Raw genomic sequence first — 21,845 nt, 5'->3', positions numbered from 1 at the left:
GATTGATTAAACGCTGTCGTCAGCCTTGTACTGCGCCAACGCGTTGTCCGGCCGTATCAGGCGTTGGTCGCCGATTCGGCGGGTCAGGCCGATGCGGTCGAAAAACTCAAGAATCTGAATGCTGCGCTTGCGCCCGATTCCCAGCCGGTCACGAAACGCAGCCGCCTGTATCACTGGTTCGGCATCGGACAGTTGCAACAGCATAGCCGCCATTCGCGCAATCGTCGGCTCGGGATAAAACAGATCCTTCACCACCTGATGCACTCGACCGATCCGCGCCAGTTTACGCAGCAGCAGGCGTACAGCGGCGTCCGATTGCCCCACGAGGCCCGCGAGGTCGCGTACCCATGGCGGATCAAAACCACCCTGCACCATCAAGGGTTCAAGCTGCGCCCACAGCGCGGCGTCCTCGTCATTGAGTTGCACCTGATGATCCGGCGCATGCAGCCACGGCCCGCTGCTGGCAATTCGGCCACTGGCGAGCAATTCGTCGAGCAGCGCGATGAACGCCGGGCGCTCCAGCGTCATGGCGGCGAATCGGCGCAGGCGGTCGCGATCCGGGCCGAGTTGATCGGGCTCCTGCTCATGAAACCGGGCCAGGTGTTGTAGCAGTTGACCCTGCAACCCCTGCCAACGCGCCTCGCTGAACAGCAACGAGCCTTGGCGGGTGGCGATGATGCGCACGTCAGAAGGTAATCGCCACGTTGCACGCAACCGGTTGAACTGCCGCTCAAGGCGCTGCGGATCAAGGCCGCTTGCGCTCTGGGCGATCAAGTCCGGCAGGGCCTGCTCCAGACCGTCAGCGAGGGACAGAATGCGCAATTGCGTCAGCCGTTCAGGGCTGCGACGTTGCCGGGAAGGCGCGAACGGATCGAGCACACGACCGCCACCCAAGGTGCGCTGAGCGCTGTGATCACGCAGCACCAGCCGGTCGCCGTGAACGGTCTGCACCGGCGCGTTGAGTAACAACTGGGCAAACAGGCGCTCGCCCGGCTCTACCTGATTACCCTCCAGCAACGCCACGCGGGCCGAGACATCCTGCGTGCCCAGGTGCACATGCACCGGGCTGAAGTGCTCGAACACCCGCGTTTCACTGGGCAGCAGGCGCAATTCGATGTCGACCCGCTGCGTCGGCGCGAACAACCAATCGGCCAGCAGCCAGTCACCTCGATGAATCTGGTCAAGCGCCAACTTGTCCGCGCTCAGGTTCAGCGCCACGCGCTGCCCCGCCCTCGCCTGCGCCGCCGCCTGGTGTTGTGCGTGCAATCCGCGCACGCGCACCGGCTTGCCTGTCTGCCCCAGTAGCAACGTGTCGCCCACCGTCACTTGCCCGGCCAGCGCGGTGCCGCTGACGACGATGCCGGAACCGGGGACGCTGAACGCTCGATCAATGTCCAGCCGAAACCCGCCTCGATCACTGCGTTCCAGCACTTCGTTGCGAGCGAGCAACAACGCCCGACGCAGAGCGCTGATGCCTTCACCGGTCTGGCTGGACACCTCGAACAGCAAGGCATCGGCATAGGGGCCGGGCGCGAGCAACTCGCGCACCTGCATCCACACTGCTTGCACCCGCTCAGCGTCTGCGCGGTCGCATTTGCTGATGACCACCAGCAGTTCGGGAATGCCCAGCAGCTCGACGATGGCCAGATGCTCTCGGGTCTGGGGCATCACCCCATCGTCCGCCGCCACCACCAGCAACACCAGATCGATGCCCTGCGCACCGGCGAGCATGTTGTGTATGAAACGCTCGTGACCGGGCACGTCAATGAACCCGGTCAGTTGACCACCGGGTTCCAGCGCTGCATAGCGATAGCCGAGGTCGATGGTGATGCCCCGCTCACGCTCTTCGCGGCGACGGTCGCCCGCTTGCCCGGTGAGCGCTTCCAGCAGCGCTGTCTTGCCGTGGTCGATATGCCCTGCGGTGCCGACAATCACGCCAGATCGCCCTCCCATTGCAGACGCTCTAGCTGCCTCAGCCAGCCCGCTTCATCGTCCAACTGACGCAAATCCAGCCATAACGCGTCGTCGTCGATACGGCCCAGCACCGGAATCGGCAGGCGCCGAAACCCCGCTTCCAATCCATGCAACCAGCGGCTGCGCAGCTTTTTCGAGACGATCGGTCGAAAACACAGCGCCGCGCTGGGAAGCCGAGCAACCGGCTGGCTGCCACTGCCGATCATGCCTAACGACGTTTCGACGAAAACGCCCCATTGCGCCCCCATCCGTCGCGCCACAATCGGCTGTAAACGCTGGGCCTGAGCCAGAATATTCGCCTGTGATCGGGTCAGTAATCGCAGGCTGGGCAAGCGTTCGGCAAGGCGGTCCGGGTCTCGATACAGCCCCAGTACGGCCTCCAGTGCAGCGAGGGTCAGTTTGTCGACACGCAAGGCACGTTTGAGCGGGTTCTTTTTGATTTTCGCGATCAGGGCTTTGCTGCCGACAATCAACCCGGCCTGGGGGCCGCCCAGTAATTTGTCGCCGCTGAAGGTGACGATGTCCGCGCCCTCGGCCAGGGTCTGGCGTACGGTCGGTTCGGCAGGCAGGCCCCAGCGGCTCAGGTCCAACAAACTGCCGCTGCCCAAATCCTCCAGCAGTGGCAAATCGTGTTGGTGGGCAATCTGTGCCAGTTGCGGCGTCGATACAGAAGCAGTGAAACCCTGCACGCTGTAATTGCTGGTGTGCACCCGCATCAACAGGCCGGTGCGCAGGTTGATCGCCGATTCGTAATCGGTGGGATGGGTCCGGTTGGTGGTGCCCACTTCGTGCAGTTTCACCCCGGCACGGGCCATGATGTCCGGGATGCGAAAGGCGCCGCCGATCTCGATCAGCTCGCCTCGCGAGATGATGCCTTCCTTGCGCGCGCCCAGGCTGTTCAGGGCCAACAGGACAGCGGCGGCGTTGTTATTGACCACGGTGACGGCTTCGGCGCCGGTCAGTTCGCGGATCAACCCTTCGATAAGGTCATCGCGGTCGCCACGTTTGCCGGTGTTCAGGTCGAATTCAAGGTTGAGGGGGTAGCGGGCGGCGGTCTGAATGGCTTCGATCGCCTCTTCCGGCAACAGCGCACGACCCAGGTTGGTGTGCAGCACCGTGCCGGTGAGGTTGAACACGCGGCGGACCTTGCTTTGGTGTTGAAGCGTCAGGCGTTCGGCGAGTCGGCCCAGAATCACTTCATTGCCCGATTCTGCAGCACTGATTTGCCCCTGCTGCGCCGAACCGCGCAAGTCTTCCAGCAACTGGCGCAGCCCTGCCAGCACCACTTCTCGACCATAGCGATCGATCAGCGCGTGGCAGGCAGGGTGACGCAGAAGGCTGTCGACGGAGGGTAAGCGGGGTCGTTCAGAGGCGAGGCTTAGAGGCATTCAAAATTCCTTGAAAAGTGACTGCCATGCGCTGATCACTCTGTGGGAGCGAATTCATTCGCGATGCGTAGGTACAGGCGACACATCTCTATCGAATGTTCCGACCTCTCGCGAATGAATTCGCTTCCACAATTCAGACCGCGTATCTCGGCCACATGGGTGTCGGATGCTCGAAGTGTAGACGCCAATCCTCAATCGCCCCCCGGCGCCAACAACAGATTTGGCGCCGGGCGCTGAATGCCTTCCAGGTCCAGACGCATGTCCAGCATCAGGCTCGCCAGATCCGCCGACAAGGCTTCCCCCTCAGGCTCGCTTTCGAGGTAAATCTGCTTGAGATAACGATTGCACGACGGGCACACCTCGGCCCGCAATGGCGCCTTGTCCACCGCCACGCGATCGTCCTCAAGGCTGACGTATTTAAGCCCTTTGCTCTGCTCGCAATACACGCACTTGACGCGTACCACGTGCCATTCGCAAGCGCACAACGAGCACACCAGGTAGCGCAGCCCGTTGTATTTACCCCGATGACGAATCACCCCGGCCATGGCGGGCGAACCACAGGCCGGGCACTGGCTGAGGCTGTCGCAGGGTTTCAGGTCATGGCTGGGCAGGTTGAGCAACCAATGGCTCCACGCGGCCTGCAACGCAGCACCGAGAAACGGCACCAGCGCCGCAGGCACCCCGACGAACTGCCCACTGAGCAGCGACACCGCCCAGCCCCGACGCTGCCCGTCGTCGGCGGCTCGCAAACGGGTCAACGCTTGCTGGATGGCGACGGACGCAGGCGGCTGAAAACGCTCCAGCAAAGCCCGAAGCCACACCTGCCAGTGATCTTGCCGCGCCAGGCTCTCTGCCGACAGCGGCGGCAAACCGTGCTGACAACACAGGGTCATGCTGTCTGCGTCCAGCATCCATTCGGCGGGAGGCTGGTCCAGCAAGTCCTGCTGCACGCGGCACAGCCCTGCCACCAGTCGCAGGTAATCGCCCAACGGATGCCCTTTCCCTAATTGTTCAAGCCGCGCCGCACGCAAGGCGAACAGGTTGTTCGGCGGCAGATACAGAAACGGCAGTGAACTGGCCGCTGCCTCGGCCTGAATCTCTTCGGGTTCACGAATCTCGCTCAAGGCATCATCCCTTCTTGCTCACACGGTCCGGCGCCGCTTCCTTCTCGGCGATCTGCCGATACCACAGCGCATGGTGTTTTTTCGCCCAACGACGGCTGACCCAGCCGTACAACATCGCGCCGATGGAACCCTTGATCCAGATCCCGGCATAGATGTGGACGATGATGCTGGTGATCAGCACGAACCCGGCCAAGGCATGCACCAGCGCCCCGAGACGAATCACGTCGATGTTGAAATACGCGCTGAAATACGCCCGCCAGATCACCACGCCGCTGACCAGCAAGCCCAGCATGCACAGCAGCAAGGTCCAGAACAGCAGCTTCTGGCCAGGGTTGTATTTGCCAATGGGTGGCACGCCCTCTTCCTCATTTTTCATCACCCGGTCGATGCGCTTGAGCCACAGCCGGTCGTTGGGAATGAACAGGTTGGCGCGCCAGAAACGGATCACCAGCCCCATGAAAAACACGAACATCGCCACGCCCAAGAACGGGTGCAGGATGCGCGTCCAGGGGCCGCCGCCAAACAGGTTCGTCAGCCAGAACATCGCCGGATGAAACAGCGCCAACCCCGACAGACCGGCCATGAAAAACAGAATGGCAACGATCCAGTGATTGGTTCGCTCGTTGGCGTTGTAGCGCAGAATGGTCTTGCCGGGTTCACGGTGCTCGCTCATGGCCGTTGCTCCCCTTCGTGACCCGGCTTATGCGGATCGTAAACATGCACCGCCGGGTCGACTTCATGCACGGCCGGATCGCTGCCGTGTTCATGCTCGTCTTCTTCACGCTGCGGGCCGATGCGCACGTAGTGGAAGAAGCCCGCCAGCACGGCAAGCCCCATAGCCAACAACCCCAGAGGCTTGGTTACGCCTTTCCACAGCCCCACCAGCGGGCTGATTTCCGGGTTGTGTGGCAGACCGGCGTACAGCTTCGGATCGTCAGCGTGGTGCAACACATACATCACATGGGTGCCGCCCACCCCGGCCGGGTCGTAAAGACCGGCGTTTTCGAAGCCCCGGGACTTCAAATCCACGACGCGCTCCGCAGCGTGGACCTTCATGTCTTCCTTGGTGCCGAACACGATAGCGCCGGTCGGGCAGGTCTTCACGCAGGCCGGTTCAAGGCCAACGGATACCCGATCCGAGCACAGCGTGCATTTGTACGCCTTGTGGTCTTTTTGCGAGATGCGCGGAATGTCGAACGGGCAGCCGGTGATGCAGTAGCCGCAGCCGATGCAGTGATCCTGATTGAAATCGACGATGCCGTTGGCGTGCTTGATGATCGCGCCGGGGCTTGGGCAGGCTTTCAGGCAGCCCGGATCGGCGCAATGCATGCAGCCGTCCTTGCGGATCAGCCATTCCAGATTATTGTCGGCGGTTTCGTGCTCAGTGAAGCGCATGAGGGTCCAGGTCTCGGCGCTCAGGTCTTGCGGGTTGTCGTAGGTGCCGTGGTTGTGGCCCACCTCGTCGCGCAGCTCGTTCCACTCCGAGCAGGCGACCTGGCAGGCCTTGCAACCAATGCATTTGGTGGTGTCGATCAGCTTGGCGACCTCTTCCAGTTGCCGCACCGACGACGGCACCGTGGTGGTGGCTGAACGGGCAACGATGTCTTGAATGGCCATTCAGATTTTCTCCAGGTTGACCAAAAACGACTTGGATTCCGGGGTCTGGGAATTGCCGTCTCCGAGGAATGGCACCAGCGTGTTGGCCAGATAGCCGTTGCGCGTGGTGCCGGTGAAGCCCCAGTGGATCGGGATGCCGATCTGGTGCACCACCTGGTTGGTCACCTGCAATGGCCGAATGCGTTTGGTCACCACCGCAACGGCCTCGATGAAGCCGCGCTTGCTGCTGACCCGCACCCGATCTCCGGCAACGATGCCCTTCTCTTTCGCCAGCGCTTCACCGATCTCGACGAACTGCTCGGGTTGCGCGATGGCATTCAGACGACAGTGTTTGCTCCAGTAATGGAAATGCTCGGTGAGCCGGTAACTGGTGCCCGCGTACGGAAAGTCCTTGGCCACACCAAGGGAATCCCACACTGAATCGAAGATGCGCCCGGCCGGGTTGCTGGTCGCCTGTTTGTTGGTCGGGTGCAGCGGGTTGATGCCGATGGGGGTTTCGAACGGCTCGTAGTGTTCAGGGAAAGGCCCCTCGTTCATCTTGTCCACGGCGAAGAACCGCGCCACGCCTTCGGGGTTCATGATGAACGGGTTCATGCCCGCTTCCGGCGCAGACGTCGGCGCAAAATCAGGCACATCGGTGCCGGTCCAGACCTTGCCGTTCCACCAGATCAGGCGTTTTTTCGGGTCCCAGGGCTTGCCTTGGGTGTCTGCCGACGCGCGGTTATAGAGAATCCGCCGGTTACTCGGCCACGCCCAGGCCCAACCTTGATGTTGGTGCATGTCGAATGGGTCGCTGTTGTCGCGCCGAGCCATCTGGTTGCCGGTTTCAGTCCAACTGCCGCAGAAAATCCAGCAACCGGATGCCGTGCTGCCGTCGTCCTTCAACTGCGCGAACCCGGCCAACTGTGACCCGCCCTTGACGGCCGCGCCGGTGGCGTCGGTGAAGTCCGTGGTGGCCGCGCCGTTGATCTCCTTGGCGATCTCCTCCGGCGACGGCTCTTCGGGCACTTTGTATGGCCAGCTCAGCTTCAGCAGCGGCTCGGCATAGGCGCCGCCCTGTTCCTGATAGCGTTTGCGCAAGCGCAGGAACAGTTCGCTCATGATGCGAATGTCCGTAATCGCCTCGCCAGGACCTTCCGCGCCCTTATAGTGCCATTGCAACCAGCGGCTGCTGTTCACCAGCGAGCCGTCCTCTTCGGCAAAACAGGTGGTGGGCAAGCGGATGACTTCGGTCTGGATGTTCGCCGTGTCCACGTCGTTGTACGGCCCGACCTTCTGCCAGAACTCCGAGGTTTCCGTGGCTAGCGGGTCCATGACCACCAGCCACTTGAGCTTGGCCAGTGCCTTCATGACCCGGTTTTTGTCCGGCAGTGCGGCAATCGGGTTGAAGCCTTGGCAGATGTAGCCGTTGACCTGTCCCTTGCCCATCAGGTCGAACATTTTCAGGATGTCGTAGTTGGGGATGTCCAGCTTCGGCAGCCAGTCGTAGCCCCAGTTGTTTTCAGCGGTGGCATTGGCGCCGTACCAGGACTTCATCAGGCTGACGTGAAACTTGCTGTAGTTCTGCCAGTAGGACAACTGGCCGGGACGCAACGGTTTCTGCGTGCGTTTGGCGATGAATGCGTTGTAATCCTGCTCAGCGTCCAGCCCCAAGGTCAGGTAGCCCGGTAGCGAGTTGGACAGCAGCCCCAGATCCGTCAGGCCCTGAATGTTGGAGTGACCGCGCAAGGCGTTCACACCACCACCTGGCATGCCGACGTTGCCGAGCAACAGTTGCACCATCGCCGCACTGCGGATGATTTGCGCGCCAATGGAATGCTGCGTCCAGCCCAAGGCGTAGAGAATCGTCATGGTCTTGCCCGGCGTCGAGCAGGTGGCGATCTCTTCCCAGATTTTCATCATCTGCGCTTGGGGCATGCCGCAGGTCAGGCTGGCGATTTCCGGGGTGTAGCGGCTGTAATGCTGTTTCATCAACTGGTAGACGCAACGCGGGTCCTGCAGCGTGGGGTCGACTTTGGCGAAGCCGTCCTCACCCAGCTCGTAGCCCCAGCCTGACTTGTCGGTGTACAGGCGCTTGCTGGCGTCGTAGCCGCTGAAAATCCCGTCCTCGAAGCTGAACCCCGCTTTGACGATGAACGACGAGTCGGTGTAATTGCGCACGTATTCGTGCTGGATCTTGTCCTGAGTGATCAGGTAATTGATCAGCCCGCCCATGAAGGCAATGTCGCTGCCGGTGCGAATCGGTGCGTAATAGTCGGCCACCGAGGCGGTCCGCGTGAACCGCGGGTCGACCACGATCAAACGCGCCTTGTTGTGCGCCTTGGCTTCGGTCACCCATTTGAAACCGCACGGGTGCGCTTCTGCTGCGTTGCCGCCCATCACCAGAATCAGATTCGCGTTGGCGATATCGGTCCAGGTGTTGGTCATGGCACCACGGCCATACGTCGGGGCAAGACTTGCCACCGTCGGGCCATGTCAGACACGTGCCTGGTTATCGAACCCCAGCATGCCGGTTGCACGAACGACCTTGTGGGTCATGTAGCCCGCTTCGTTGGACGCCGCCGAGGCCGCGAGGAACCCCGTGGTCAGCCAGCGGTTGACGGTCTGGCCCTTGTCGTTCTTCTCGATGAAATTGGCGTCGCGGTCGGCCTTCATCAGGTCAGCCACGCGGTCCAGCGCCTCGTCCCAGGAAATCCGCGTCCATTCGTTGCTGCCGGGTTTGCGGATCTGCGGGTATTGCAGGCGGCTGGGGCTGTGAATGAAGTCGAGTAGACCTGCGCCTTTCGGGCACAACGTGCCGCGATTGACCGGGTGATCGGCGTCGCCTTCGATGTGGATGATGTTCTGCGCCACGTTTTTCGCGGCATCACCCAAGCTGTACATGATTAATCCACAGCCCACCGAGCAGTAAGGGCAGGTGTTGCGGGTTTCATGGGTGTGAGCGAGTTTGAAGTGGCGTATCTGTTCGGCGAACGCAGGCGTCGGGGCCATGCCCAACGCCGCGAGGCTCGAGCCTCCAAGGCCGACAGCGGCGACCTTGAAGAACTGCCGACGGTTGAGGTCCATCGTACACTCCTGATCAGGTGATGATCCCGGTACAGTGCCGGGAGCGTGTTCGATCACGGTGTCGGCGACAAGAGCGCCGACCCTTTGGAGGGTAGTCCAGATTGCCAGTAACGCAGATGAAACTTGACTGTTGGTGAATGGCTTGAGTCTGCGGTGAACAACGATTTGCGCAGCACCGCAGTTCCCACAGGTAGTGATCGTCCCCACGCTCCGCGTGGTGATGCGTTGTGTGACGCTGCGCGTCACTGGACGCGCAACGTCCTGAGCGGTATTCCCACGCGGAGCGTGGGAACGATCAGCGCTGAAAATGTGGGAGCCGGCTTGCTGGCGAAAGCGGCGTGTCAGACAACACAGTGACATCTGACCAGACGCTTTCGCCAGCAAGCCGGCTCCCACAAAAAAGCAACATCATCATCCGCGAAAGAAGTTGACCGGCTACTGATCCCCCACCGGCTTCAGAATCACCACCGCCAACGGCGGCAAATCCAACGCCAGCGACACCGCCTGGCCATGGCTCTTCACCTCATCGGTCAGCACCGCCCCGCCATTGCCCACGTTTGACCCGGCGTACACACCGGCGTCGGTGTTGAGCAATTCCGCCCATTTGCCACTGAACGGCACGCCGACGCGATAGCCGTGGCGCGGCACGGGCGTCAGGTTGGCCACCACCAGCAGCGGCTCGCCCTCCTTGCTCCAGCGCAAATAGGCATAAACGCTGTTTCCGGCGTCGTCACCAATCACCCACTGAAAGCCCTGCGGCTGGCAGTCCTGTTCATGCAGGGCCTTTTCCGAGCGGTACAGCCGGTTCAAGTCCCCCACCAGCGTGTGCACGCCTTTGTGGTCCTCGTACTGGAGGAAATGCCAGTCCAGTTCGGTGTCGTGGTTCCACTCGCGCCACTGGCCGAACTCGCAGCCCATGAACAACAGTTTCTTGCCCGGGTGGGTCCACATAAATGCCAGATAGGCCCGCAGGTTGGCGAATTTCTGCCAGCGGTCGCCGGGCATCTTGTCGATCAACGAACGCTTGCCGTGCACCACTTCGTCGTGAGAAATCGGCAGGATGAAACGCTCCGACCAGGCATACACCAGCCCGAAACTCAGCTCATTGTGGTGATGCTGTCGATGGATCGGGTCTTGCTGGATGTAGTGCAGCGAGTCATGCATCCAGCCCATGTTCCATTTGTATGAGAAACCCAGCCCGCCTTGCTGCGTGGATTGCGTTACGCCCGGCCAGGCCGTGGACTCTTCGGCGATGACCAGTGCACCCGGCGCTTCCAGCCCGACCACGTCATTGAGATGGCGCAGAAAATCGATCGCTTCAAGGTTTTCTCGCCCGCCGTAACGGTTCGGCACCCACTCCCCGGCCTTGCGTGAATAATCGCGATACAGCATCGAGGCCACCGCATCGACCCGCAAGCCGTCGATGTGGAAGTGCTTCAACCAATGCAGCCCTGACGCGATCATGAAGCCATGCACTTCGGTGCGGCCCAGGTTGTAGATCAGCGTGTCCCAGTCCTGATGGAAGCCCTCTTGCGGGTTGCCGTATTCGTACAGCGCGGTGCCGTCGAATTGCGCCAGGCCGTGTGCGTCGGTCGGGAAATGGGCGGGCACCCAGTCGAGGATCACGCCGATGTCGGCCCGGTGGCAGGCGTCGACGAAGCCGGCAAACTGCTCGGCGGTGCCGTAACGGGCGCTGGGGGCGAATTGCGACAGCAACTGATAACCCCAGGAACCGCCGAACGGGTGCTCCATGATCGGCATCAGTTCGATGTGGGTGAAACCCAGCCCTTTGATGTAGGGGATCAGTTCGTTGGCCAGTTCGGTCCAGTTGAACGGACGGTCCGGTTCATCCTCGCCGCCGTGGTGCCATTTCCAGGACCCGGCGTGGAGTTCGTACACGGACAGCGGTTTATGAACGTCCTGATTCTCGCCACGGGCCTGCATCCAGTCATGATCTTGCCAGTCGAAACTCAACGGTGCGGCGACTTTGGAAGCGGTGTCCGGCGGCAATGCGGTGGCCAGGGCCATGGGATCGGCCTTGAGGGGCAAGATGCCGTGTTGGCCGAGAATTTCGTATTTGTAGGTTTCACCCGGCCCGATGCGCGGGATGAAAATTTCCCAGACACCGGTCGGGTGGCGCAGGCGCATCGGGTGGCGGCGCCCGTCCCAACTGTTGAAATCCCCCACCACCGACACGCGGCGTGCATTCGGCGCCCAGACCGAAAAGCGCACCCCGTCGACGCCATCAACGTTCTTTACCTGCGCGCCCAATGCACTGCTCAGGTCACGATGATTGCCTTCGGCGAACAGGTACAAGTCCATCTCGCCCAACTGCTCGCCAAAGCTGTAAGGGTCTTCAGTGATCTGCTCACCCGTGGCCCAGTTGATTTTCAGCAGGTAGGGTTCACGCACCGGGAAGTGCCCGGTGAAGAAGCCTGGCTTGTCACTCATGCTCAGCTCACCCAGGTCCCGCTGGCCATCCCGTGACAACACCCGCACGCCCAGCGCATTGGGCAGATAGGCGCGGATCACCTGCCCCTCCTTGCCATCGCTGTGTGGCCCCAGCATGGAGAACGGGTCGCGGTGTTCGGCGCGGATCAACGCGTCCATATCGCCGGCCGACGGCAACCACCCCTGGTTGCCCGTGCCGAATTGGTCAGACGCACTCATGTTCACTCTCCATCAGACAGGTTCAACAGCCCGCGCAGACCTTGAAGCGGGACCGACAACCAGGTCGGCCGATTCTCGGCCTCGTAGGCCACTTCATATGCGGCTTTTTCCAGGGTGAACAACGCCAGTGCGGCAGCTTCTCCCCGGGCATCTTTAAACACATGGGCAACGTCGACGGTGGCTTGTTTATAGGCCCCCAGAAACGCCTCCCGCGCTTGCAACAAATACGTTTCGGCCACATGCCGACGCGCCGCAGCGGCCTGCTCCGAAGTGTCGGCGCTGTGCGCATTTCGCACGGCCATGGCGGCAGCGTAGTCGAAAGATCGCAACACGCCGCTGACATCCTTGAACGGGCTGTATTTGGCCCGTCTTTCCTGCAATGGCCGGGCCGGTTCGCCTTCAAAGTCAATTAGATAAGCGTCACCCTTCACCACCAGCATCTGCCCCAGGTGCAAGTCGCCGTGGACACGCATCCGCAGGCCGCCGACCGATTGCTTAGCCAGTGTCTGCACCTGCGCCAGCAACGGCTTGCGCTTGCTCAACAGTTCACTGACCAGTTGCTGATCAACGGGTTCCAGCGAATCGCGATGCTGTTCGAGCAAGTCCAGCGCGCGCTCGATTTGCGCCGAGACGCTTTTCGCCGAGGCCTGGCTATCCTTGACGCTGGTGACTTCGGTTTTGAAGTCCGGGTTGTCGGTCGGCGCGCTCAGCACCACGTGCATTTCGCCCAGTCGCTGACCCAGCAAGGCGGCGAAATCCTTGAGCTCCAGCAGGGCGTTAGCGTGTTTTTCAACCTCTGACTGACCATGGGCCATCTCGTCCCGCACAGCCCGTTCCAGATTGTTCTGCGTCCATTCCCAAGCATCGCCCTGATTGCTCAGGTAGCCCTGAGCGATCATTAGCAGGTTGCTCTCGCCCTGTTGATCCACGCGTACCACAGCGCCCAGCAGCGGCGAGATGTGCGCGTAACCGGCTTCAGTGAGGTAAGCGCCCATTTCCAGTTCCGGGTGCGTGCCCGCGGCCACCCGGCGGATCATTTTCAGCACCAGCGCGCCGCCCACCACCACCGAACTGTTGGACTGTTCAGCGGACAGGTAGCGCACTTCGGATGCGTCGTTCAGCCCCAGCGCGGCCAGTTTGGAAGTCTGCTGGAAGCGCAGTTCACCCGACGCGGTGGACAGCGTCGTGCCCTCCTGCATGCCCTTGATCACCGCACGGATGAAGGGTTCGAGGGTGAAGGCGTCAGTAATCAACCCTACCTGACGCCCACGACGTACGCGGGCCAAAGCCAGTTGCTGTGGCAACGCGCTGCTGAAATCGTCTTCGGCGAGAAAACCGAACGGCATCTGGTAGCGTGCAACTTCACCGCCCGCCGTGACTTCAATCTCGCTAAGCAACACAGGCCGTTCTTTGCTACCAAAGCGCACACCGTAATCTATGTGCACGTGGTCGATGGCCGTGCCCTTGCCTGCGAACCAGCGCCGTTTGGGCAAGTACACCGAGAGCGACGTCTGTTCCATGGTCTGGCGCAGCGGTGCGTCGAGCAGCTCTTCCATCCGCTGCTTGAGCACCAGCGTCGGAAAGTCCGGCATGCTTTCGGCCGGTTCTACATGCCAACTGGGCATTTGATTCTCCGCAGCCAGCAAGAACCAGTAGAAGCCATACGGCGGCAACGTCAGCAGGTAATTGAGCTGGCCAATGGGTGGGAAGGCACTGCCGCCGAGCATCTCCACCGGCACCGTACCGGCATAGTGAGACAGCTCAAGTTCGGCAGCCTGAGAGGCCGACGACACGTTGGCCACGCACAGGATGATTTCGGTTTTGCCGTCCGGTGCCGTGTATTCACGGGTGTACGCCAGAATCCGGCGGTTGCTCGGCGAAAGCATTTTCAGTGTGCCCCGGCCGAACGCCTTCTGCTGCTTGCGCACGGCGAGCATGCGCCGGGTCCAGTTCAGCAGCGAGTGCGGGTCGTGGTCCTGCGCTTCGACGTTGACCGACTGGTAGCCGTACAGCGGGTCCATGATCGGTGGCAACACCAGACTGGCCGGGTTGGCGCGGGAAAAGCCGCCGTTACGGTCGATCGACCACTGCATGGGCGTGCGCACGCCGTCGCGGTCGCCGAGGTAAATATTGTCACCCATGCCGATTTCGTCGCCGTAATACAGAGTCGGCGTACCTGGCATGGACAACAACATGCTGTTGAGGAGCTCGACGCGTCGGCGGTCCCTTTCCAGCAAGGGGGCCAGACGTCGGCGGATGCCCAGGTTGATCCGGGCGCGGCGGTCGGAGGCGTAGTAGTTCCACAAATAGTCGCGCTCACGGTCGGTGACCATTTCCAGGGTCAGCTCGTCGTGGTTGCGCAGGAAAATCGCCCATTGGCAGTTTTCCGGAATTTCAGGGGTCTGGCGCAGGATGTCGGTGATCGGGAAGCGGTCCTCCTGAGCCACGGCCATGTACATGCGCGGCATCAGAGGGAAGTGAAAAGCCATGTGACATTCGTCGCCGTCCTTGCCCTTGCGATCACCGAAATACAATTGGGTGTCTTCCGGCCATTGATTGGCCTCGGCCAGCAGCATGCGATCAGGGTAATTGGCGTCGATTTCGGCGCGGATTTTCTTCAGGACGTCGTGGGTTTCCTGCAAATTCTCGTTGTTGGTGCCTTCACGCTCCATGAGGTACGGGATCGCGTCCAGGCGCAGGCCATCGATGCCCATGTCCAGCCAGTAGCGCATGACTTCCAGCACCGCCTTCATGACCTGGGGGTTATCGAAGTTCAAATCCGGTTGATGTGAATAGAAGCGATGCCAGAAGTACTGGCCAGCGACCGGGTCCCAGGTCCAGTTGGACTTTTCGGTGTCGAGAAAAATGATTCGCGTGCCATCGTACTTCTGGTCGTCATCGGACCAGACATAGAAGTCCCTCGCCTTGGAGCCTTTCTTCGCGTGCCTCGCACGCTGGAACCACGGGTGCTGATCGGAGGTATGGTTGATGACCAACTCAGTGATCACCCGCAGTCCGCGCTTATGGGCCTCGGCGATGAACTTCTTCGCATCGGCCATGTTGCCATAGTCGCTGTGCACGCCCCGGTAATCGGAGATGTCGTAGCCATCGTCCCGCCGTGGCGAGGGGTAGAACGGCAGCAGCCAGATGGTGTTGACCCCCAGTTCGGCGATGTAGTCGAGCTTGGCGATCAGCCCCGGGAAATCTCCGATGCCATCGTCGTTGGAGTCGAAATACGACTTCACATGAACCTGATAAATCACCGCATCCTTGTACCAAAGCGGATCGTCGATAAACGCAGCGTTCCGGTTCTTTTTCGCCATGACGCCATCCTTCGAATGATTAATGGGCGGCCTTGATTCGCCAGATGCCGAACGGTTGATACGCCGGATCGATGCGCATCCACTGGGTTTTCCCGTACCAGGTCCAGGAGTGCCCGGTCATCAGGTCTTCGCCCAGCGTGGCGGCATCGTCCGCCAAGCCCATCTCCCAAAGCGGCAGTTCGAAGTGCGCCTCTTGAGCGTTATGCGGATCAAGGCTGACGGCCACCAATACGAAGTTACTGCCGTCGGCGCTGCGCTTGCCGAAATACAGGATGTTGTCGTTCCAGGCGTTATAGATGCGCAGGCCCAAGTGGGTTTGCAACGCCGGGTTTTGCCGACGAATGCGATTGAGCTGGGCGATCTCGGCAATGATATTGCCGGGGGTCGTGTAATCCCGAGGCCGGATCTCGTATTTCTCGGAATCCAGGTATTCCTCTTTGCCGGGCACAGGGGCTGATTCGCACAGTTCGAAGCCCGAATACATGCCCCACAAGCCAGACCCCATGGTCGCCAGCGCCGCCCGGATCAAAAAGCCCGCGCGTCCTGAGTCATGCAGAAAATACGGGTTGATGTCCGGCGTGTTGACGAAGAAGTTCGGCCGGTAGCATTCGCGCCATGGCGACTGGTTGAGCTGGGAAAAATACTCGCTCAACTCGGCCTTGGTGTTGCGCCAGGTGAAATAGGTGTAGCTCTGGGAGTAACCGACCTTGCCCAGCCGGGCCATCATCGCCGGTTTGGTGAAGGCTTCGGCGAGGAACATCACGTCGGGATGCTTGGCGCGCACATCAGCGATCAGCCATTGCCAGAACGGCAGCGGCTTGGTGTGGGGGTTGTCGACGCGGAAAATCTTCACGCCCTCCTCGACCCAGCCCACCACGATGTCGCGCAGCTCCAGCCACAGGCTGGGGATGGCGTCGGGTGCGTAGAAATCGACGTTGACGATGTCCTGATATTTCTTCGGCGGGTTTTCCGCGTAACGAATGGTGCCGTCCGGACGCCAAGAGAACCAGCCCGGATGCTGCTTGAGCCAGAGGTGGTCCTGAGAGCACTGAATCGCGAAGTCGAGGGCGATTTCCAACCCGTGCTCGGCGGCGGCTTTCACCAAATTGCGGAAATCTTCCCGCGTGCCCAGTTGCGGGTGTATGGCCTCATGGCCGCCCTCCGCGCTGCCGATGGCGTACGGGCTGCCCGGATCATCGGGACCGGCTGTCAGCGAGTTGTTGGGGCCCTTGCGATGAGCGCGGCCAATGGGATGAATCGGCGGAAAATACAGCACGTCAAAGCCCATGTCGCGGATCATCGGCAAACGGCTGTGCACGTCGTTGAAGGTGCCGTGGCGGTGCTTGTCGTCGGTGATCGAGCGCGGAAACAACTCGTACCAACTGGCGAACTGGGCCAGCTCGCGTTCGACATCCAGCGGGAATTCCAGGCTGCGGCTGAGAAACGCACGGTTGTCGGCCTTGGCCATGATCGCGGCGGTTTCTTTGCTCAGCAGCAACGCCACCTGAGCTTCATGTTCCGGGTTTTCGCCCAACCGTTTGAGCACGGCGTCGATTTCTCTGCGCAACCCGCCCTGGCTGCGCTCGGACGCATGCACCAGGTGCAACCGCCCTTCCTCCAGCTCCAGACCGATGGCCACACCGGCGGAATACTTTTTCTCCAGCTCATAGCGATAACTGGCGTATTGGTCGATCCACGCTTCGAGGCGAAACACGTAGCGGCTGACCGAGGTAGGGGTGAACTCGCCGATCCAGCTGTCGTTGCCCAGATCGCGCATCGGCGCGCTGTGCCACGCCTGCTCGTCGGCGGCGCGATAACAAATGCGCACGGCCAACTTGTCGTGACCGTCGGCGAACACCTTGCTCGTCACGGTCACGGACTGGCCGGTGATGGCCTTGGCTGCCAATTGGCCGGACTCGATCACAGGCTGCGTGTCTTCAATGACGATACGCGGCAGTTGCAGGGCTTGGGTCAGGGGTAAAGGCCGGGTTGGGTGCGGTACATCAGTGGCCAGGGAATCCGGGCCGTATGGCTGATCAGCAGTCACATTCATCGAGCATCACTCCTCACGCCCCAAGGACGCTCCTTATTGAGAGTCCATTCATTCGCATCGTGTCCCTATAAAAAGAGGAAGGCCACCGGACTAAACCCATCCCGACGTGGCCGCATAGGTTCCGAACGCCTGTCTTGGGGAAAAGTTCAAAGAGCTTGTGCAGCAAAAAATCGATCCGATGCCAGCTTAGTCGCCGACAGAAAAAGCGCTGCAAAATTGCGCTGAATCATTCAAGGCCGAGCACTGTCGAAGCCTGCGGGTGCGGTGTAAAGGTGCCGCTCCCTTGGCTCACACAGCGCTGGAGGAAGGTGAAGCAATGAACATTCCGATTCCCGCAGAAACGCCCGATCCGAACATCGATGACCCGAAACTGCCGGTGCCACCGGCTGAAGAGCCGCCGCCACCGACCATGCCGCCGGTCATTGAACCACCCAAGGGTGATCCGCCCAGTCAGGAGCCGCCAGCGGTGCTGGCGGGCGCGCGGCAAGGAGCGGTGAACAGAAACAGTGCACCCAGCCAACCCTGATCAGATCAGCCGTCTGGCGCTCAGGAAAACCGCAACGGATTCGCGGGTTGCCGTAACGCAGCGGGGTCACGGTAGCGGGCGCCGAAGTGGTCGGCGGGCAGGCGCGACTGGCCCGCGCCGAACAGCCGTTCACGCAGGGTCTCGCCGTCTCGGTAGGACTCCCGAAAACGACCACGACGGCGCAGCTCCGGAATCACCAGCTCGATGAAGTCCCGCGCCGTTTCGAACGACAAGTACTGACGCAGGTTGATGCCGTCGATGCCGTCCACGTCGAGCCACTTCTCGATTTCGTCGGCGACCACGCTGGGCGTACCCGCCACGAAGAACCGTTCTCGGTTGAAGCCTTCCAGTTGCGCCAACACCGTCCCTACCGTCGCCCCCGGTTTGAAACGCGCCAGACTCTGCCAGCCCTTGACCCGCCGTTCTATCAGTTCGCTGATCAGCAGATCCCGCGGATAAGCCGTCAAATCGACCTCGAACCGCGCGTGGGCCAGTGAAGCTTCGACGCTCATCAACTTGCGATAGCTGTCCAGCTTGCGGCTGACCTCTTCATCGGTGCGTCCGACGATCACCCCGGCCATGACAATGAACTTCAGCCCTGCCGGATCGCGCCCATGTTCGATCGCTTTCTGGCGCATCGCCTGAATGTTGTCACGCACGGCTGCGGTATCGGGACCACCGGTGAATACCACCTCGGCGTGGCGCCCGGCGAACTCGATTCCGGCCGGTGAGCCAGTGGCCTGGAACAGCACCGGGGTGCGCTGTCTCGAAGGCTGGCACAAGTGCGGTCCGGCGACCTTGAAGTGCTCGCCAACATGATCGATGTAGCGCACTTTCGCCGGATCGGTGTACACCCGGCGCTCGCGGTCCTGAATCACCGCATCGTCGTCCCACGAGCCTTCCCACAGTTTGTACAGCACGTCCAGATACTCATCGGCGATCTCATAGCGATGGTCGTGAACCACTTCAGTGTCATGGCCAAAATTGCGTGCCGCGTTGGGCAGGTAGGACGTGACGATGTTCCAGCCCACTCGGCCTTTGGTCAGGTGATCCAGTGTGCTCATGCGCCGGGCAAAGGCAAACGGCGGCTCATAGGTCGTGGAAAAGGTTGCACCGAACCCCAGGTTTTTCGTGACGGCAGCCATCGCCGGAATGACCAGCAGCGGGTCGTTGCTGGGGATCTGCATGCCTTCGCGCAGCGCGGTGTCCGGCCCGTCACGATAGGTGTCGTAAGTACCGATGACGTCCGCCAGAAACACCCCATCGAAGGTGCCGTATTCCAGCAACTGCGCCAGCTCCGTCCAATAGTCCAGATCATTGAAGCGATGGCGGTTGTTTTCCGGGTGCACCCAGAGGCCGTGCACGATGTGGCTGACGCAGTTCATTTCAAACAGGTTGACGTGCAATGGCTTGGGCACGGCAGGCACTCCTTCGCAGATCGGTCACAGGCTCAGATGGCCACTTGCAGATAAAACACAGCGGGGCCGCGCTCGGCTTCCAGCGTCGGAATGGCGGCGATCAGTGCGCGGGTGTAGGCATGCACCGGACGGTCGAAAACCGCCCTCACCGTCCCGGACTCCACCACCTCGCCATCCTTCATCACCAGCACCCGGTCACTGACATGATTGATCACCCCCAGATCATGGGAAATGAACAGGCACGCCAACCCCAGACGGTGCTTGAGGTCGTCGAGCAATTCGAGAATCTGAGCCTGCACCGAGACGTCCAGCGCGGACACCGGTTCGTCGCAGATGAGCACTTCAGGCTCTGACGCCAAGGCGCGGGCAATCGCAATGCGTTGGCGCTGACCGCCCGACAGCTCAATGGGGCGACGAAACAGCACGCTGTCCTTCAAACGCACCAACGCCAGCAATTGCTGCGCTCGGCTGCGCCATTCACGACGGGGCAATCCGGCGACCGAAAGCGCTTCGAACAGCACCCGTTGCACGGTGTAACGCGGGTCAAAAGAGTTCAGCGGGTCTTGGAACACCACTTGAACGGCCTTGCGTGCCTGGCGCCTCTGCCGGGCGTCGAGGGCCGACCACTGTTGTCCGGCGATCCACACCTCGCCGGCATCGGGTGTGTCCAGACCGAGCACCAGCCGCGTCAGGGTGGTTTTGCCCGAGCCGGACTCCCCCACCACGCCCAGCGTTTCGCCGCGACGCAATTGCAGCGAGGCCTTTTTCAGCACCGTACGCCGCGAACCGTCCGGCCCATTGAACGACTTGCTCAGTTCACGGGCTTCCAGCAACACGTCGCCTTGCGGCTCAGGTTCCGCTTCCACCGCCGTCAACAGCCGCCGCTCGGGCTGAAAATGCACCGCTCTGGCCGCCCGTAGCAGGGACTGGGTGTAGGGATGTTGCGGGTCATGCAGCACCTGTTCGGTGGTGCCCTGCTCGACGATGACACCGTGATGCATGACGGCCACGCGATCAGCCAGACGCGACACCACGGACAGGTCGTGGCTGACCATCAACAATGCGTTGTCCTCACCGCGCAGGCTTTCCAGCAGCGCGATGACCTGGGCTTGTACCGTGGCATCCAGCGCGGTGGTGGGTTCATCGGCGATGATCAGCCGGGGATTGCAGGCGATGGCCGAGGCGATCAGGGCTCGTTGGCGCAAGCCACCCGATAACTGCCAGGGGTATTGCCCGGCACGCCATTCGGGATCGGGAATACCGACATCACGCAGCAGCTCCAGCACCCGCAAGCGACGGGCCTCTGCGCCCAGCGTGGTGTGCAAATGCAGGGGCTCTTCGACTTCCGCGCCGACCCGGCGCAGCGGGTCCAGTGCGCCCAAGGCGTCCTGCATGACAAAACCGATGCTGGCGCCGCGCAAGCGTTGCCAGTGGCGCTCACTGAGACGCCGCAGGTCGATGCCTTGAAACGCCAGCTTGGCCGCTTGAATCTGCGCGCCCTTGCCGGTCAGGCCCGCGAGCGTGCGCGCCGTCACGCTTTTGCCGGAACCGGACTCGCCCACCAGGGCCAGGCATTCGCCCCGGTTGATGTGCAGACTGACGCCCTGCAACACCGGTTCGGCCTGACCGAAACGCACGGTCAAATCGCGGATTTCGACCAACGGGCCGAGGGTCTGGACAGTGGCATTCATAGGGGTTTTCCTTCGCTGCGCCGCAACAGTTCACGGCCGATGGCACTGATGGATATAACGGTCAAGGTGATGCCCAACGCGGGCCAGGCCACCAGCCACGGTGCGTTGGCGAGAAAGCTGCGCCCGATGGCCATCATCCCGCCCCATTCCGGCGCTGGAGGCGGTGCGCCAAAGCCCAGAAAGCTCAAGGCCGCGCCTGCGGTGATGGTGCCACCGATGCCGATGGTGGCCAGAATCAGCACCGGTTTGATGGCATTGGGCAGGATGTGCCGCAGCACCACCGCCCCGTGCGAATGCCCCAGGGTGACTGCCGCTTCGACGTAACCGGCGTTGCGCACGTTCAGGGTCTGCGCCCTGACCAGTCGCGCATACCGGGGCACGCCCGCAATGCCCACGGCGAGAATCAGGTTGGCGGTGCCCTGCCCGAAGAAGGTGATGATCACCAACGCCAGCAACAGGTCAGGGAACGCCAGCAACACATCGACACCGCGCATGATCCCGGCGTCCAGCCAGCGCGGACCAAGGCCGGAAATCAGCCCCAGCAGCGTGCCCCAGGCCAGGCCCAACGCGGTGGCGGCCAGGCCCATGAACAGCGACGAGCGCACGCCGTAGATCAATCGGCTGAGCACATCGCGACCGTTTTCGTCGGTGCCCAGCCAGTGCGTCAGGTTGGGCGGCTGGAACGCCAGACGAGCCGTCGCATCCAGCGGGTCGTAAGGGGCCAGCCGATGCGGAAACAGGGAGGCCACCAACAAAAGCAACACAAAAACGCCCGCCGCCCACAGGCCGGGGCGCAAATGGCCAAACCTCAGTGCCTTGCTGCCACCCGTGCCGATGGCCGGGCCGATGATGAGCGGTTCAATCGCTTGAGACATCAAAAACCTCCGTTTCCAATAAGCAGCGATGCCGATCCGTGATTCATTCCCCCATGGATTTGCGTTGCAGGGGGCATCCGGCGCTCAGACGACACGCTGTCGCGCATCAAGCACTCCCAC

Annotated in this window: 13 protein-coding genes; 1 reads left to right on the top strand and 12 read right to left on the bottom strand. The window is 61.6% G+C overall.

Annotation, left to right across the window (positions count from 1 at the left end):
- Nucleotides 1-6 precede the first annotated feature (6 nt).
- The 9 genes from selB to ACI5GA_RS00350 all read right to left on the bottom strand — a co-directional run bounded on the left by selB (nt 7) and on the right by ACI5GA_RS00350 (nt 17,215).
- A complete protein-coding gene (selB, locus tag ACI5GA_RS00390) occupies nt 7-1,935 on the bottom strand; it encodes a selenocysteine-specific translation elongation factor (protein ID WP_421425419.1) in 1,929 nt (642 codons plus the stop codon).
- Nucleotides 1,932-3,362 carry an L-seryl-tRNA(Sec) selenium transferase gene (gene selA / locus ACI5GA_RS00385; RefSeq protein WP_421421066.1) on the bottom strand — a complete coding sequence of 477 codons (1,431 nt, stop codon included), beginning with the start codon at nt 3,360-3,362 and terminating at the stop codon, nt 1,932-1,934. The genes selB and selA overlap by 4 nt, the downstream gene beginning before the upstream one ends.
- 191 nt (nt 3,363-3,553) lie before the next feature.
- Nucleotides 3,554-4,486 carry a formate dehydrogenase accessory protein FdhE gene (fdhE, locus tag ACI5GA_RS00380; protein WP_421421065.1) on the bottom strand — a complete coding sequence of 311 codons (933 nt, stop codon included), beginning with the start codon at nt 4,484-4,486 and terminating at the stop codon, nt 3,554-3,556.
- A 4-nt stretch (nt 4,487-4,490) separates the two neighbouring features.
- Nucleotides 4,491-5,159: a formate dehydrogenase subunit gamma gene (locus ACI5GA_RS00375; protein WP_404637881.1), complete on the bottom strand. Its 669-nt coding sequence runs from the start codon at nt 5,157-5,159 to the stop codon at nt 4,491-4,493.
- Nucleotides 5,156-6,103 carry a formate dehydrogenase subunit beta gene (gene fdxH, locus ACI5GA_RS00370; protein ID WP_421421063.1) on the bottom strand — a complete coding sequence of 316 codons (948 nt, stop codon included), beginning with the start codon at nt 6,101-6,103 and terminating at the stop codon, nt 5,156-5,158. Before fdxH ends, ACI5GA_RS00375 begins: the two co-directional genes overlap by 4 nt.
- Complete coding sequence (fdnG, locus tag ACI5GA_RS00365) at nt 6,104-9,169, bottom strand: formate dehydrogenase-N subunit alpha (RefSeq protein WP_421421061.1); 3,066 nt, start codon at nt 9,167-9,169, stop codon at nt 6,104-6,106.
- Between the two features lie 435 nt (nt 9,170-9,604).
- Nucleotides 9,605-11,839 (bottom strand): 1,4-alpha-glucan branching protein GlgB, encoded by a 2,235-nt coding sequence (glgB, locus tag ACI5GA_RS00360; RefSeq protein ID WP_421421059.1) that lies wholly within the window; start codon nt 11,837-11,839, stop codon nt 9,605-9,607.
- 2 nt (nt 11,840-11,841) lie between these two features.
- Nucleotides 11,842-15,162: a maltose alpha-D-glucosyltransferase gene (treS, locus tag ACI5GA_RS00355; protein ID WP_404637873.1), complete on the bottom strand. Its 3,321-nt coding sequence runs from the start codon at nt 15,160-15,162 to the stop codon at nt 11,842-11,844.
- 19 nt (nt 15,163-15,181) lie between these two features.
- On the bottom strand, nt 15,182-17,215 hold the full coding sequence (locus ACI5GA_RS00350) for an alpha-1,4-glucan--maltose-1-phosphate maltosyltransferase (protein WP_421421057.1): 2,034 nt from the start codon (nt 17,213-17,215) through the stop codon (nt 15,182-15,184).
- A gap of 316 nt (nt 17,216-17,531) precedes the next feature.
- Between ACI5GA_RS00350 and ACI5GA_RS00345 the strand changes: the two genes are divergently transcribed.
- Nucleotides 17,532-17,741, top strand: a complete 210-nt coding sequence (locus ACI5GA_RS00345; RefSeq protein WP_404637869.1) for a hypothetical protein — start codon at nt 17,532-17,534, stop codon at nt 17,739-17,741.
- 20 nt (nt 17,742-17,761) lie between these two features.
- Here ACI5GA_RS00345 and ACI5GA_RS00340 read toward each other — a convergent pair whose 3' ends face one another.
- From ACI5GA_RS00340 to ACI5GA_RS00330, 3 genes are read right to left on the bottom strand one after another with little or no spacing between them, the layout of a single operon-like run.
- Nucleotides 17,762-19,159 carry an LLM class flavin-dependent oxidoreductase gene (locus tag ACI5GA_RS00340; RefSeq protein WP_421421054.1) on the bottom strand — a complete coding sequence of 466 codons (1,398 nt, stop codon included), beginning with the start codon at nt 19,157-19,159 and terminating at the stop codon, nt 17,762-17,764.
- A 32-nt stretch (nt 19,160-19,191) separates the two neighbouring features.
- Complete coding sequence (locus ACI5GA_RS00335; protein ID WP_421421053.1) at nt 19,192-20,850, bottom strand: dipeptide ABC transporter ATP-binding protein; 1,659 nt, start codon at nt 20,848-20,850, stop codon at nt 19,192-19,194.
- Nucleotides 20,847-21,725 carry an ABC transporter permease gene (locus ACI5GA_RS00330; RefSeq protein WP_421421052.1) on the bottom strand — a complete coding sequence of 293 codons (879 nt, stop codon included), beginning with the start codon at nt 21,723-21,725 and terminating at the stop codon, nt 20,847-20,849. Before ACI5GA_RS00330 ends, ACI5GA_RS00335 begins: the two co-directional genes overlap by 4 nt.
- Between the last annotated feature and the right edge of the window lie 120 nt (nt 21,726-21,845).

Origin of the sequence: Pseudomonas sp. Pseu.R1, assembly GCF_045764065.1 — a bacterium.
Classification (GTDB): domain Bacteria; phylum Pseudomonadota; class Gammaproteobacteria; order Pseudomonadales; family Pseudomonadaceae; genus Aquipseudomonas.
The sequence above is the reverse complement of the archived record's forward strand: the minus strand, read 5'-3'. Positions and strand labels throughout refer to the sequence as shown.